Annotated in this window: 11 protein-coding genes and 1 pseudogene; 6 read left to right on the forward strand and 6 right to left on the reverse strand. The window is 61.8% G+C overall.

What is annotated here, in order from left to right; all coding sequences use genetic code 11:
• Nucleotides 1–84: 84 nt before the first annotated feature.
• A complete protein-coding gene (locus AB3X86_RS33025; RefSeq protein WP_368599201.1) occupies nt 85–2367 on the reverse strand; it encodes a filamentous hemagglutinin N-terminal domain-containing protein in 2283 nt (760 codons plus the stop codon).
• 619 nt (nt 2368–2986) lie between these two features.
• On the opposite strand from AB3X86_RS33025, the gene AB3X86_RS33030 reads away from it, so the two are divergent.
• Together AB3X86_RS33030 and AB3X86_RS33035 are read left to right on the forward strand one after the other, a co-directional pair.
• Entirely contained in the window at nt 2987–4429 is a 1443-nt protein-coding gene (locus AB3X86_RS33030; RefSeq protein WP_368599202.1) for a N,N-dimethylformamidase beta subunit family domain-containing protein, read from the forward strand.
• A gap of 96 nt (nt 4430–4525) precedes the next feature.
• Complete coding sequence (locus tag AB3X86_RS33035) at nt 4526–5191, forward strand: trans-aconitate 2-methyltransferase (protein ID WP_368599203.1); 666 nt, start codon at nt 4526–4528, stop codon at nt 5189–5191.
• A gap of 147 nt (nt 5192–5338) precedes the next feature.
• Here the strand turns inward: AB3X86_RS33035 and AB3X86_RS33040 are convergent, their stop codons facing one another.
• The 4 genes from AB3X86_RS33040 to AB3X86_RS33055 form a co-directional block, all read right to left on the reverse strand.
• A complete protein-coding gene (locus AB3X86_RS33040; protein ID WP_368599204.1) occupies nt 5339–6376 on the reverse strand; it encodes a glycosyltransferase family 2 protein in 1038 nt (345 codons plus the stop codon).
• 1059 nt (nt 6377–7435) lie between these two features.
• Complete coding sequence (locus AB3X86_RS33045) at nt 7436–7822, reverse strand: MAPEG family protein (RefSeq protein ID WP_368599205.1); 387 nt, start codon at nt 7820–7822, stop codon at nt 7436–7438.
• A 189-nt stretch (nt 7823–8011) separates the two neighbouring features.
• Nucleotides 8012–9694, reverse strand: a complete 1683-nt coding sequence (locus tag AB3X86_RS33050) for an alkaline phosphatase family protein (protein ID WP_368599206.1) — start codon at nt 9692–9694, stop codon at nt 8012–8014.
• A 276-nt stretch (nt 9695–9970) separates the two neighbouring features.
• Nucleotides 9971–10375, reverse strand: coding sequence for a DUF427 domain-containing protein (locus AB3X86_RS33055; protein WP_176122800.1), 405 nt, complete (start codon nt 10373–10375; stop codon nt 9971–9973).
• A 340-nt stretch (nt 10376–10715) separates the two neighbouring features.
• Between AB3X86_RS33055 and AB3X86_RS33060 the strand changes: the two genes are divergently transcribed.
• Entirely contained in the window at nt 10716–11702 is a 987-nt protein-coding gene (locus AB3X86_RS33060; protein WP_368599207.1) for a hypothetical protein, read from the forward strand.
• Nucleotides 11703–11753: 51 nt separating this feature from the next.
• On the opposite strand, the gene AB3X86_RS33065 is transcribed toward AB3X86_RS33060, so the two are convergent.
• Nucleotides 11754–12296: a DUF4142 domain-containing protein gene (locus tag AB3X86_RS33065; protein ID WP_176122798.1), complete on the reverse strand. Its 543-nt coding sequence runs from the start codon at nt 12294–12296 to the stop codon at nt 11754–11756.
• A gap of 161 nt (nt 12297–12457) precedes the next feature.
• Between AB3X86_RS33065 and AB3X86_RS33070 the strand changes: the two genes are divergently transcribed.
• The 3 genes and pseudogenes from AB3X86_RS33070 to AB3X86_RS33080 form a co-directional block, all read left to right on the forward strand.
• Entirely contained in the window at nt 12458–13489 is a 1032-nt protein-coding gene (locus AB3X86_RS33070) for a glycosyltransferase family 4 protein (RefSeq protein ID WP_368599208.1), read from the forward strand.
• Nucleotides 13490–13904: 415 nt separating this feature from the next.
• Entirely contained in the window at nt 13905–14126 is a 222-nt protein-coding gene (locus AB3X86_RS33075; RefSeq protein ID WP_368599209.1) for a DUF2795 domain-containing protein, read from the forward strand.
• Between the two features lie 13 nt (nt 14127–14139).
• A pseudogene (locus AB3X86_RS33080) lies at nt 14140–14439 on the forward strand (membrane-bound PQQ-dependent dehydrogenase, glucose/quinate/shikimate family); the annotation flags it as partial.
• Nucleotides 14440–14451: the final 12 nt, after the last annotated feature.

A 14451-nucleotide genomic window follows, 5' to 3' on the forward strand; every position in this document is an offset into this window, starting at 1 on the left:
GTGGCTCCAATACGCCGATCATCGAGTGGCCCGATTGCGCCGATCATGCACTGGCTCGATTGCGGCGATCATCCGGTGGCTCGATTACGCCGATCCCGGAATGGCTCGAATATGCCGGTCAGTGACAGCGCCTAGGATCGTGGTGCGGACGCCGACTGGCGCGCCTGTCGTTTGCGTATCCCAGTAGACATCTTTTGTGATGGTCCCCGGGGAAGACGCGATGTAATTTGCGTTGTAATCCGCGATGCCGCCCGGCCCCCCCGCAGGTCCGGATGGCTGGTCAATCTTGCCGGTTGCGAACGACTGACTGATCGTGCCTGAAGTCCCGCCAACTAACCCACCCCCGCACGCATTGACGGTGTCACATTGCGGCTGCACATGAACTGTTCCAGTCGCATAAGACTCTGTGATAACGCCAAAGTTGTAGCCGACCAGACCGCCCGCTCCCTGAAGACGGGTCGAGGTGACATCGCCCGATGCGAACGATTGCCGGATTACGCCGAAGCTGTTGGTTCCGACGAGGCCTCCCGTCAACGAATCAGATGAAACACCGGCGGTGCTTGACGAACGCGTGATCGTGCCGTCGAAGTTCAAGCCCACAAGTCCCCCAGTTGAAATACGACCGATTGAAGTAACACTGCCGCTTGAATGCACGGATGCGATCGTGCCGTCGTTCCTGTCTGCGAGAAAGCCCGCCCAGGCGTCAGACCTGGGCAAGTTGGCAGTGCCCTGAATGTTGAGGTTCCGAACGACGCCCGAAGACCCGATGTCGCCGAAAAGCGATTCAGATAGCCAAAGATTCGAAATCGTGTGTCCCATGCCATCAAACTGGCCCGAGAACGAAGCCACGGTCGGACTGAATTCACCGGGCGGGGGCGTGGCGTCGATGTCCCTGCCGAGCGAGTAGTTGCCTGAAGGGTTGAAGTTAACTGCGCCAAGATCGGAGACGGTATTCACCAGCGCATAGGCGGTAACTTGCGTCACCAGACCACTGTCTGGAGCGGCAGACCATGTGCTGTTTGAGAGAATGTTTCCCGGTAAGTATCCACCAGCTATGTCATGCAATGCACTCACGATGCCCGTGCTGCGCGACCAGTCGATCGTCCCGTTGTTGTTAACGCTGCCACCGTTGTCGATGCCGGCTGCGTCGCCGCGCAACGTCAGGTTGCCCGCACCGGAGTTCGCGATGGTCGTGCCCGTCGCCACCGACACGTCGTGATACGCGGCGAGCGTGAGCGAAGCCGGACCGCTCCAGCCCAGGCTCGAAGCGACGCCCAGATCGCCCGTTGCGCCGTTCGCGCCTGTCGTCGTGACATCGATCGACGTGCCCGCGGCCAGGCTACGCTGCAAGGTGCGCGCGGCGGCGTCATCGATCGTGAAAGTAGGCGTCAGCAGGTTCCATTGGCCCGCGTGAACGGCTGCGTGCTTGCCGAAGGCCAGTTGTGCCGCTTGCGTGTCGACCGTTCCGCCGCTGCCATCCGCGTTGCTCGCGGCGATCTTGCCGTACTGCTCGACACGGCCGCCATCGGCGACGAGCCACACGTGGCCGTCACGATTCGCCGTGCCCGTCGCACGGATGCGCGTGCCGCCGCCAGCGAGGGCGTAGACGTTGCCGTCGGCTGCCTGCAGGCTGACCTGCGCGGCGTTTATGTGCCCTCTGTTGATCACGGTGCCCTGACTGCCCGTCTGCACGAACACCTGTTTGCTGCTGCCCGAGTCCTGTAATAGCACCTGTTCGCCTGCAGCCAGTTCGGCCGTGCCGTTGGGTGCTGAGATATTGCCGGCGTTGATGACGGCGCCCCGCGCGATCAGGAACACATCGCCGCCACTCGAACTGATCTTGCCGAGGTTGATCACGCTTGCGTCCGCGTCGCCCGACAGCGTAATGGAGCCACCGCCCTGCATGAACGCGTCGTCGCAGACATCAAGGGTCGACGCGACGAAACGGCCACCGGTGCTGATCACGCCCGAGGGTCCCACGACGATGCCCTGCGGATTGATCACATACAGGCTGCCCGTTGCACTGAGCCTGCCGAAGATGGCTGAGGGCGAGCCGCCCTTCACGCGGTTCAGCGTCGCGCCCGAGCCGTTGTCGAACGCCACGCTGTTGTTCCTGCCGATGGAAAAACTGTTCCATTCGATCACGCCACGCGTCGAACCCGGTTGGGTAACCACGAGGCCGTTCCCCTTGCTTGCTATCGTGCCGGTGCCGGCCACGTAAGCGCCGCCTTGTGGAAGGGCGCCCGCCGCGAGCGTCGCATGTGCAAACGACAGCCCGGTAACTGAAATACCGATGACGAGCCAGATGCGTGCGATTGACTGCCGACGATGCAGTGCGCGTCGCGCGGGCCGTTTTGGACGTGACATAGCCCCCCTTTTGCGCGTGAGACGCGGAATGGCTGCCGACGACCAGCAGAGCCGACCGGAAACGCGTTAGTCGCAGCGTCTGAAGAATAGCCGCTGGCGTCGCAAATGTATGCCGATATCTCTGCGTTTTGTGCCTTCTTCGCGTTTTATTCTGTGCGCGTGTGGGCGCCTCGCGCGTAGCGGCATCTCCGGATGCTTTTACGAAATCAACGCGAAACTGCAGTCGACTGTGATACGTGCTGTGGACAGCCTATGGCGACGGACGATACCGGCATTCGCGTCCCAAAGGCCAAGGACCATTTGCAATGCGGTGCCGACGTCTGAACGTCCGTCTAACGGGAGGGGCGAATGTCGCTTGATGGCGTTCAACAGCCCGGTGATCAAGCATTTCGATGTCACTCGGCGCATACCGCGGATCTTATGTCGCATACCGTGTAATTGAAAGCGGAGCGCGGGAGGTATCATTTTGCCAATTCCGAACAGACCCAAAGGGCGCCCAAAGCATTCACGTCGCAGTGAGTAACCCCGCGTCAAATTGCCCCGGTGCGGGACATGGTTGCCACTATGACCCGCCATCTCGTCCACGTGCAGCTTCGTCAAAGATCGGAGAAAGTGATCGATGAGGTTATATCCGCTCGCGCCCGCCTACGATGCCGGCGGCATTTTCGAACTCGCCGTCGAGCCAGGGCGCCGCTTTTCTGTTGCAATCTACCGGCAAGGCATCGGAGAAGCGCTCGAGTTCCACTGCGGCATCCTTGTAGAGGACCGCGGCGCGATGGATTGCGGCAGCGTGAGCGGCCAATGGGTGCTGACTTCGCCGCGCGGACGAACCGCAACGCGTTGCGACGCTGCATGGCGGTGGCCGAGCTTCCGGTTTCGCTTCGATCGAGCCGATGCGACGTCGGGGGTGTACGTCGCGGTGGCTTACGAGGTGCGCGCCAACGGCGAGCCCGTGCGCCCGCTGGGGCGCAACTGCGCCGCGCATGAGCCCCTATACGGGCTGCCGCCGGACAGCAGAAGTATGGCAATGTTGGTCGCGCGCTCTCCGCGACCATCGGCGTCGGTCGCTTACATCGTGCCTGTCGCGACGTATCAAGCGTACAACTCGATCGGCGGCGGCGGTTTTTATCACGATCCCGTTCGACGTAAGAAACCTGTCACGACCGTGACCCTGCTAAGACCAGGTGGCGGCTTCGGGGCGCAGTTCGGCGAGCCTGCCGACCCCTATGAACCTCGGTCCCCGCGCCAACAATTCCCACACTGGGACGCGAAGTTCGTGCGCTGGCTGCAGGCGAAGAACATTGCTTGCGACTTCTACTCCGACCTGGATCTCGATGATGGTGACCGGCTTGATCTAACCCAGTATCGCTGCGTGCTTAGCGTGGGTCATCATGAATACTGGAGCAGGCGCATGCGTGACAGGATGGCCGGCTTCATTGCAAACGGCGGACACTACGCGATCTTTAGTGGAAACACCTGCTATCGGCCAATCGAATTTTCGCGCGGCAGCCCTCATGCTCCCGATCTGCGCGTGACTCGCCTCGCTGAAAATTGGCCCGGTCACGACGAAAGCGACCTGATCGGGCTCAGTTATGGTTATGGCGGCGGCTGGTGGGGAGAATGGCGTCTACTGCGTGGTGGCTGGATCCGGCGCGAGCGCCCAGCAACCGGATTCCGGGTCGAGGACGCGAGTCACTGGGCGCTCGCCGGTACGGAGTTGAACAACGGGGACATTTTTGGTGCCGAAGATCGTCTGGTGGGCTACGAAGTAGACGGCTTGCCGCCGAACCCCAATGGTTTCCACGTGCTTGGCATGACAAGCGCGCTGAACGGATGGGACGTCGGCGGACGCGGCGTGTTTGGCGTGCTGCAGCGGGCGGCTGGAAGAGGAGTTCAGCCGGGCATCGTCTTCAACGCAGGCACGACAGATTGGGCTCGCGTCCTCATGGATCCGCACGCCGAAAGTCATGCTGTCGTCGACCGTATCACCAGCAACGTCTTCGAACGCTTGCTGGCCAATCCGAGCAATCGCGACAGACAGTCCGGTACAGCACAGGCTTAATGACGATTCTGCCGCGCACCTAAAGTCGCGCGGGGATATCGGGTGCCGGCCTGAAGAAGCCACGTAGCGTCAGTTGGTTTGACATGAGAGCCGACCATGCTTAATCCGACAGATAGAAGAGGAGTGTACGGATTCCTCGGTAAAGCCATAAAGTGGCCTGTTAAAAGGTTTGTCCCCCCAGCGATCAGGGCCAGGATACTGCCGGCTCACAGCGTCTCAATCTCGGATGCGACGTGGAATCAGGCGTACGGCTCGGGCACCTGGGATTATCTGGGGACGACGCAGGAGATTGCCCGCTATAGCGTGATCGCCGGGTATTGCAAGCACCTGAAACCCGCCGCGCGAGTGCTCGACGTTGGATGCGGCGCTGGCGTTCTTGCAAGTTGGCTTTCGGGCGCCTCGATTTCCAGCTATTTCGGCGTCGATCTTTCCGAAGTCGCCATTGAGCAGGCCCGCCGGGCGAATATCGAGGGAGCGGAGTTCGCCGTCGCCGATGCCGCTACCTTCGAGCCTTCGCAGGTATTCGACGTCATCGTCTTCAACGAGATGCTTTATTACCAGGAAGAACCGGAGGAACAGATTCGTCGACTCGCGCGCTGTCTCGCGCCCGGTGGGCTATTGATCGTCAGTATCTGGTATCACGACGACGGAATACGGACGTGGAACAGGTTGAAGGCGGCCTTCGACGAACTCGATCGTGTCCGTATCACACACGCGTCGACGCGATTCAAATGGGACGTGGCCGTGCTGAAGTTGCGGTAAATTTTGCACGCATGCATCTGATCAAATGCCGCCCGCTGAGCGGCCGCCTCGAGCCACGCTGTTCTGGAGAATCGCAGGCATCGCCCGCGCCCCAAAGGGCGCCCGCACCCTCCGTTGCGGACGTGCCGGCATCCGTCGCGTCTCAGCTCAAAGTCCCAAAGTCACGGCGCGGCGTTTGTTTCTGAGTACGAGAAAGTGAAAATGCTTCGCAAGGAATCGCGCGGCGCAACTGAGGACCCAAGGGTGATGCAGTGTGTGCCGAAAGGCTTGTGCGAAACGCCTTTCACGAACTGCCTCGGTGACATCGACCCAGCGAAGCTGGGTTTCGAGGGTTCGCTGCCGATGCGCACACGCGTGGGCTAATCTTCCTGACAGCGAGTGCGATGCGCGGAAACGCGCGTTTGCTTCGAGCATGCCTCGAAGCGCCCGTCGATCCGCTGACTTGTCTGTGGAAAGCGAGTCATCACGTCTGCGATAGTGGTAACCCATAGCCGGATAGACGACCATTTCCGCTTCGTGCCTGACCAACATGCGCAACAAAAGATCGAAGTCTTCGGCGGAGCGAACCCGCTCGTCATACCGAAGCTCGGACAGCAGTTCGGTTCTGATCATGGGCTGCAGATAGCCGAGTTGCGGCGCTTTGACAAGCGCAACGGCATCGACGGTCCTCGCGGTCCGCAGGCCAAGCAGCGAATACCCGGTCAGCGAGCCGCTTTCGCTCATGATGAGCAAGTCGTCCGCCACAATGCCCGCGCCGTCCGATTCGGCCCTTGCGAGCATCGACTGAAGGCGTCCGTCCGCAAACACATCATCACTGTCGAGGATCGTGATCCAGCGTCCTCGCGCACATGCCAGCGCACGGTTGCGCGCGACCGAGGGCCCCGCGTTGGAAGAAGATGTGAGGAGAACGATACGTGGGTCGTTAGCAGCAGCGGCGCGGACAATCTCAGTGCTGGCGTCGGTTGACGCATCATCAACAACGATCAGTTCCCAATCCGCGAGGCTCTGTCTCTGGACCGACCTGATCGCCTCTCCGATCCAGTTCTCTCCATTGAAGTTGGCCATCACGACAGTGACAGAAGGTGCCAACGCGGAAATGCTCGTACGATTCGCGGTGGCTGGCTCCTTGTCGTCGAAACTGCTTTGAAGTGGCGCCGATGCGAGATTTTTGCCCTTTAAGCTCATAGTCATGGTTCTGACACAAGTTTGCAAAGATTGTCGGACAGCGTTCTGCTGAAGTCGGGATAGGCGGAAATAGCGCGGGCGATGCCGTATCGCACCCCAAAGCGAGGGTGGAGATTTTCCAGATCGACGGGTCGCCTGCGACGATGCCCTCGCAGTCGGACAACCCAAGTAATAGAGGCAAAGCCCCGCTGAGTCGACAGATATTTGGTGGTCTCGGTGCGCGCCCCCACAGATAACGATCGAATGGTGGGGGTTTGTCCTGGATAGGTGTGTCAGCACTGCAGATGGCAATGAACAGGCCGAGGAATCCTGTGAGATCCTGCCAACACCACGGCGGTATTACACGCAGGTCAGATGAAATCTGACCGTCCTGGCGCGGCCTGAACATATGCAAAACAGGTCGAAGCCAATTTAACGCAGAAGCGGAGTGAAGCGCCACTTTCCATATGTAAGTAGTGTAAGTGGCAGTTGAAACGCAACAGCGAACGTCCCATTCGGGTTGATTCTGTCGAAAAACCCGCCTAAGAACTACACCGAATGGATCGTGGCACTGATCGAGCGGCTGCGGTTTCGAAAGCATGAGCCGACCGATCGCATGTTCCGGCAGCTGTCACTTCAACTGCTAGGCAGGACGGATCGCGAAAGACATCTGCGATGCAGGCGGCTATTTCGCGCTGAACCAGTTACCCGAGCTATTTGCAGGCCTCCAGCGCACGGAGGCGAGCTTTCCGGTGCAGTACATGGGCGCAAATGTGCCGCAGGCATGGGCCGCGGGATCGATTTTTTCGCTCGTGTATGCGATCCTGGGTGTTCAGCCCGACGCGCCGCGCAGGCAGCTGTATGTCGACCCGGTGCTGCCCCCCTGGATCGACACGCTGACCTTGCGAACCTCAAGATAGGCGCGCAGATATTCGATATCCGGTTCACGCGAACCGACGGAAGCACAGAATTCGAAGTGTTGAAAGGGACTAGCAAAGGCGTGAGCCGGCGCCCGATTACGAGTTGGCGCGACGAACTGGCTGCGGGCCTTTGATTGCGGGCGTCGGTCCGGACCGTGACTCAGCGCATCAACGCCACACACAATGCAATCCCTGCGCCATAAGTCCCAATCGCACCGACGAAGCGCAAAGGGTTGGGCTTCGCCATCGTCGGAAACCCGACAAGCCCTACGACGAGCAAGCACCGGCACAAGGTCGCGATGACCATCAGCGACACCGTCACCGTGGACGGCGATCTCGCGCCCAGAAAGAGAAATAGCACCGCCAGAAACGGCGCGTATTCCGCTGTGTTGCCATGCGCCCGAACCAGCTTGTGCAACAGGTCGGCCGGATCATCGGCACAGCCCGCAGTGGTACGTTCGCGAAAACGCAGCATCGATACCGACAAGCCGAGGCCGAATAACAGCAGCCCCAGCACCGCTACGCATCCGAGAGCAATGTTGTTCATGGCAGCGCGGCTCCTTGTCAGGCGATCGACGCACGCCTGTTTGGCGAAAATCAGGCGGCTCCCATTCTCGCACGCGCCGGCACGCGAGGTCCGCGCGGCTGGACCCCGGCAAAAACGACCGCGCCACGATCGTTCCAACACCGATCGCGGCGCAGCTCACTACTCGAATACGTCGACTACAGCAAGCACTCAGTCTTCGCGATCGAACTCCGGCAGCGGACGCGTTCCTTCAATCGCGACCGAATGCAGCAGCTCAGGCTTCAGATCGAGCAGACGCAAGATCGTCGGCGCGACCTGCGTGGTCAGCACTCGCTCGTCGTTGACCTTCCCGGCATGATGCGCATGAGGCACGTACATCACGAGACCGAGATGGCTGTCGTCGGGCGCGTTGCCGCCATGCTCCTCGTCCTTCGACTTGCTCGACGTATAGATGACGCCCGGGTTCGGCTGAACGATGATGTCGGGCGTACGGCCGCGCGACGGATCGCCGAACCGGTTCGCCAGTTGCGGGCCGGACAGGATGTACGCCTGCGGACCGTCCGCGCAAATCCCCGGCGCGTTGCAGCTCAGATTGTCTTTCAGCGTCTTCACGACCGCGGCCGTCTGGCTTTGATCGCGCAGCCAGATCAGACCGACGTCGTCGGTCTGCACCATGCCGGTGCCGACGAGCCCGGTGCCATCGTTCAGGTTGCCGCTCGTCGTAGCGTTTTGCCCAAAAGCGCCGCCCGAATCCAGATAGTTGTTGGCTTCTAGCAGCTTGGTCAGCGTATCGCCGTTCTTCACCAGCTTCGAATGATCGGTCGGCGACTGGCCATGCTTCGCGGTCACGATGATCGCCGTCGACGAATAGAGATTGCGTTGCTTCAGTTCGGACACGATGCGTCCCAACGCGTCGTCGATATACGCGATCGCACCGGCCACCTGCGGACCCGGCGTGAAACTCGCATCCAGATAGCCGCCGCCCGACGCGACCGTGGCCTTCTGCGCGACGCTCAGCGTCTGGAAGTTGGCGCCGAACACGGTCGGCACCGCGACATTCTTTTGACCAGTCGAATCCTTGCCATCGATTTCATGGATCAGCGATTGCACATGGTAGTTGTCGAACTTCTCCGTGTGCGTGTACGTGTCGAGATAGTTGGTATTGGTATCCGGATCGATCGAATTGATTTCGGTGCGCGCAAGATCGTCGACACCCGTGCCGGACGGTCCGTTGAGCCAGTCGTAGCCCCACGCGTGTTTATCGGCCCACGCGGTGCGCGCGCCGTTCACGTTGCCCTTGATCACTTCGAAGACCGTGTTGGTCTTCAGATAGTTGTGCGGATAGACGGGCGTGCAGACGCCATTGACGAGCGCATGCGGAATCGCCTGCGGATTGAACGCGCCGCCGCCGTCGAGATGGATCAGCGCGCCGCCGTTCTCGCCGTCGATGCCGGTCGTTTCATCGAACACGACATTCCAGCCGGTCGGGCCCGTGCAACCGGTATCGGACGGCGCATAGAGCGTGCGGTCGTAGGAGACGTCGTAGAACAGGCCCGCGGACTTCGGCGAGCCGCCGGTCACCAGTGCGGCGAGGCCCGGAAACGAATCCGACAGTCCCGGTGTATGCGCGTTCGTGTACGTGGTGCCTGACTTCGCAAGCAGCGCCAGGTTGGGGCAGGTGTTCGCGCCGATGCAACGCGCGACGTCCTGCTCATGCAGACCGTCGAAGCTGATCAGCAGCACATGCTTGACCGACGCGCGATCGCGCTCGTGATCGCGGCCGTGATCGTGATCGTCGCCGGCGGTCGCGACTGCCGAGTATAGCCCGGCGAGCAGTGCGACGGCGGCGCACATTGCGCTTTGCTTACGCTTCCATTTCGTAATCGGTTTCATGTCTCGTCCTTTGCTTGACAACGAATTTGGGTAAAGCGGGACGAATTTGAACCGTAAAAAAGTCATTTACGTGACCTTGGTTTTTTTATTTGGCGATACTGAAGTCTTAAGGTCTTGTTAAGGTCGGTGTGATCCGCGCGAGTCGTCAAGCATAAAAAACGGCACGGGTTATCGCAGTCCGTGCCGTCGGTCGGTGGTCAAATGCCGCGAGGGCGTGGCGGAACAGGGACCGCCACGCCGCGCCGGTTGCCGGGTAAATAACCCGCGCGAGTCCGCCTAATGAGCGGCCGGCTCCTGCGTGATGGAATCCACGCGGTCGGGGTAGAACGCGAGGTGTTCGCGGATCGACGCGACGGCGTCGTAAGGGTGCTCGTAGGTCCACACCGCGTTGGTGCCGCGCTCGCCGGCCGATGGAATCGAGAAGTAGGCACAATCGCCTTTGTATGGACAATAAGTCGCGTGCGCCGTGCGTTCGAGCCGGGTCATGTCCACGTCCTTGCGGGGGATGTACAGCACGGCCGGATAGCGGGCCTCGCGCAGCGTCAACGCATCGTGTGTATCGGCGATCACCTGGCCGCCAGCCATCACGATCACGCGTGCGCGGTGCTGCTCGATCGTGATCGGATGGTCCGGGCCGGGGATCTTGACGGGTTTGTCGTTCGGGACCGAATGGGTGGACATAACGATGCTCCGTGGGGAAGTGGGTGGTGTCCCTTGCCCGAGCGCGAAGGCAAGCGACTGAAGATATGCCCGTATTGCCGTACAACTTCACTTCGGGTATTTCTATACATACTAGCGCAGACCTTCCAGGTGCTGTGAGCGGCGCAACGCCCGCCGGAGTCGCATCGACTGCGTACACCTGTTTCAGTGCAGCGGAATCGCGACTTCGCGGAAGACGAACACAATTGGCCGACTGACAGGAGTGCATGATGCTGGTTGGATACGCCGTGGGTGAGCGTGCAAGTGAGCCTGCAAGTCAGTCTGCAATCTCGTCGTCGACAAATGGCGAGGTTGTTTGACTATGCCGGCACTTCGGAAGCGTTGGTCACTTCGCGCATGGGGCGCGGGTGCCGCTCTGCCTTTGAGCCTGCTGTCCTGCGCCTCGCACGCGCAGGCCGTGCCGGGGCAATTGTCGAGCAATACCGTGATTGGCGGCAATGTAAAGCAGCACGCGGACGCTGTGCTCGCGATCATGAGCTACACGACGGTTCCGGACGTCACGACCAGCAACCTGTCGGTCAATAACGGCCTGACCGGTAATCCCGGCTTCGGGCAGACCCAATTCGGCGGCGGCTTCACGCTCAGCAGGTCGTTTCCGTTGTACATGGAGGGCACGCTCGCTTACAGCCGCTACGATCCGGTTTTCATCGCCACGGATGGCGCCCAGCAGCGTGCGGTGCCGACGAAGTGGAACACCTTCAGCGGCACGGTCGGCCTGGGCTGGGATTTCCGCATCACGGACGAACTGGCATTCCGTCCGATCCTGAACGGTACGATCGGGCGCGTGTCGAGTGACCTGAAGGTGGGGCAGACGCTGTTCAATCACGTCACCGACAGCAACCTGCGGTTCCTCGAGAACGGCTCGCTCGATGCCTACGGCTATGGCGGCTCCCTGATGCTCGACTACGAGCACTACCGCGAAAACTACGAAATCGACGCCGAATTGCGGGCGACCGATATTTACCTGCGCAGTTTCGGCGGTTCATCGCAGGCCGTTCAGGGGTCGGCCACGGCACAGCAAGTGAGCCTATGGACACGCTGGCGCGCGCCCACTGGCTGGCACGCGCTGGATCGGCCAGTCCGCTATGTGCTCGAAGCCGCTTACTCGCACTATTTCGGCGACAGTGCCGGGGTGCTGGGTTTCAACGACCTCACGTCGCTGGGAGTCGGCCTCGAGCTCGACAGCAGCAGGTATCCCGTCATCGTTACCCGCACGCGCGCGATCGTGCGCTACGTGTTCGGTCGCAACGTGCACGGCGTGTCGTTCGGATTCGCAATGAGTTTCTAGCGCGGCCTGCTTGCCGGACTACACGAATGGCGCGGGTACCTGCCTTCGGCGCTACTTCGTCACCCCCTTCTTCGTCGCGAGATCCTGCGCCATCTTGTAGTGTTCCTCGATGGTAGGCAGCGCTTTTTGCGCGGCCTTCTTCAGATCAGCGTTCTGGCCATCCGAGATTTCTTTCTTGAACGCGCTCAGCGCGTCCTCGTGTCCCTGCAAGCCGACCTTCTGGATATACGCCTGATCGAATGCGTTGCCATGCAGGCTCTTCAGCGAGTCCAGCACCGTGGTGTCGGAATTGTCCTTCGGCACCGCGACGCCGTGTGGTGCAGCCATCTTCAGTTGCATCGTGAGCTTCGCGTGATCGAGCATCATGTGATGCGCGAACGATTTCACATCCTTGTCGCTGGAGTTTTTCGTCGCGAGCTTGGCCGCGTCGATTTCGGTCGACGACGACATGCTCGCCGCCTGCACGAAGTCCTTGTCGGCCTGAGGCAGCGGATTGGCGCTCGTGGTCGAGGCGGCCTCGGTTTGCGCGCCGGCGATATGAGGGATAGCGGCAAGCCCACAGCAAAGTGCGGCAATGGCGGTAACGCGCTTCATGTTTTTCTCCTCTACGAAGTGGAACGGGATGAATCGAAGCGGGACGGATGACACGCTTCGGTCGACACCCCGCAAGCGCCATACCATCGTCCACCGCGCGTCGGGAATGGTGGATGCTCGACGACGGAGGTCTGCACGGCGGAAGAACGACGGAGGCTCGCATGCGCATCGCGCAAGTGTCGACGCTCTACGAGCGCGTGCCGCCCGTCGCCTATGGCGGCACCGAACGCGTCGTGTCGTGGCTGACCGAGGCGCTGGTCGAACTCGGCCATGAGGTCACGCTGTTCGCGAGCGGCGACTCGCTGACGCGCGCGCATCTCGTGTCCGTCTATCCGCGGCCTCTGCGCGAGCTCGAGAACACTGCCGACCCGCAGGCGTTTCATGTCGCGATGCTCGAACGGGTCGTGCAACGTTCGGCCGATTTCGACGTCGTGCACTTCCATACCGACTACACGAGTTTCCCGTTCGGCAGGCGGCTCGCCTGCGCGCACGTGACGACGCTGCACTGGCGGCTCGACATCCCCGGTCTGGATGCGCTGTACCGCGAGTTTTGCGACGTGCCGCTGGTATCGATCTCCGACGCGCAGCGCGCGCCGCTGCCGCGACTCGCGTGGCAGCGCACGGTCCATCACGGCCTGCCGCGCGACCTTCACACCTTCAGCCGCACGCCGTCCGACTACCTGGCATTCGTCGGCCGTATCGCGCCGACCAAGCGACCCGATCTCGCGATCGAGATCGCGCGCCGGGCGAACGCGCGGCTCGAAATCGCGGCCAAGATCGACGACGGCGATCGCGTCTACTACGAGCACGAGGTCGCATCGCTGATGCGGCAACCGCATGTGTGCTATCGCGGCGAGCTGGGTGGCCGTGACAAGGATCGCTTCATCGGCGCCGCGCGAGCGCTGCTGTTTCCGATCGACTGGCCCGAGCCGTTCGGGCTCGTGCTGGTCGAGGCGCTGGCGGCGGGCACACCGGTGATCGCATTCGACCGCGGCTCGGTCCGCGAGATCATCGACGACGGCGTGACCGGCTTCATCGTCGATAGTGTCGACGAGGCCGTCGATGCGGTGAACCGGATCGGCGAGCTGGACCGCGCGCGCTGTCGCGAAGCCTTCGAGCGGCGCTTCACCGCGGCACGCATGGCCGACGAGTACCTCGAGGTGTACAGGAAGCTGTTGGCGTCGAAGCGTTGAAGCGTTGAAGCGCAACGACACCAGCGCGAGCGTGGATTTTTTCTAACGCGGCACACCATTCTTGACCAACGCCATCGGCTCTGGCGGCAGCGGAGGCATGGGACAGATCCACGCGTCACGCGGCCGCCGGGTGCACGCGCGCAGCGGGCCGAGCGTATCGCGATCGGCAAGCACGAGCCGGGCAGACCGTTAGCGCGCATCCCAGCGCGCCGCCCGGCGTCCTACAGGCACGCCGGATGCGAAGGCACGAGCATCCGCGCGTGCCCGAAGCGATGCCCGGCACGGACGTACTGCCGGAGCAGCAGCCGGTACGCGACACGCCGGACGTGCAAGCACCGGGCTCGGCGCCGCCGTGACGCGCCACCCCCCGGCCAGCACTTGACCTTCCTTCCACGCAACCCATCAGGGGAACGAAATGAGCAACTCCCGTTCGACCACGGGCGAGCGCCCGCTGAACCCGTTCATCGACGTGCAGAAAGCGCTGAAGGGCGCTTCCTATCCCGCCGACAAAGACAGCCTCATCGAAACCGCGAAAGCCAATGGCGCCGACGATGACGTACTGCAACGGCTCCAGGACCTGCCCGACCAGCAGTATCAGAGCCCCGCCGAAGTCTCGAAGGGCGTGGGCAATGAATAGCCCGCAAACTCCGATCCGCGATAGCGCGCCGCTGCCGATTCCGATGCCGCTCGGCGTGCCGAGCCTCGGCGGCATGATCACCACCGGCGGCGGCGTCGCGTTCCTGTCCGGCACGCTCGACTACTACCTGCGCGCCTATGACGTGCGCACCGGCGCGCGACTGTGGCAAGCGCGTCTGCCGGCCGGCGGCCAGGCCACGCCGATGACTTATGCCGACAGCAACGGCAAGCAGTACGTGCTGGTGGTAGCGGGCGGACATGGCTCGCTCGGCACGAAGCAGGGCGACTCTGTGGTCGCCTATACGTTGCCGTAGTCGCGCCGCGGT

The organism is Paraburkholderia sp. BR14374, from assembly GCF_040948685.1.
Lineage (GTDB): Bacteria > Pseudomonadota > Gammaproteobacteria > Burkholderiales > Burkholderiaceae > Paraburkholderia > Paraburkholderia youngii.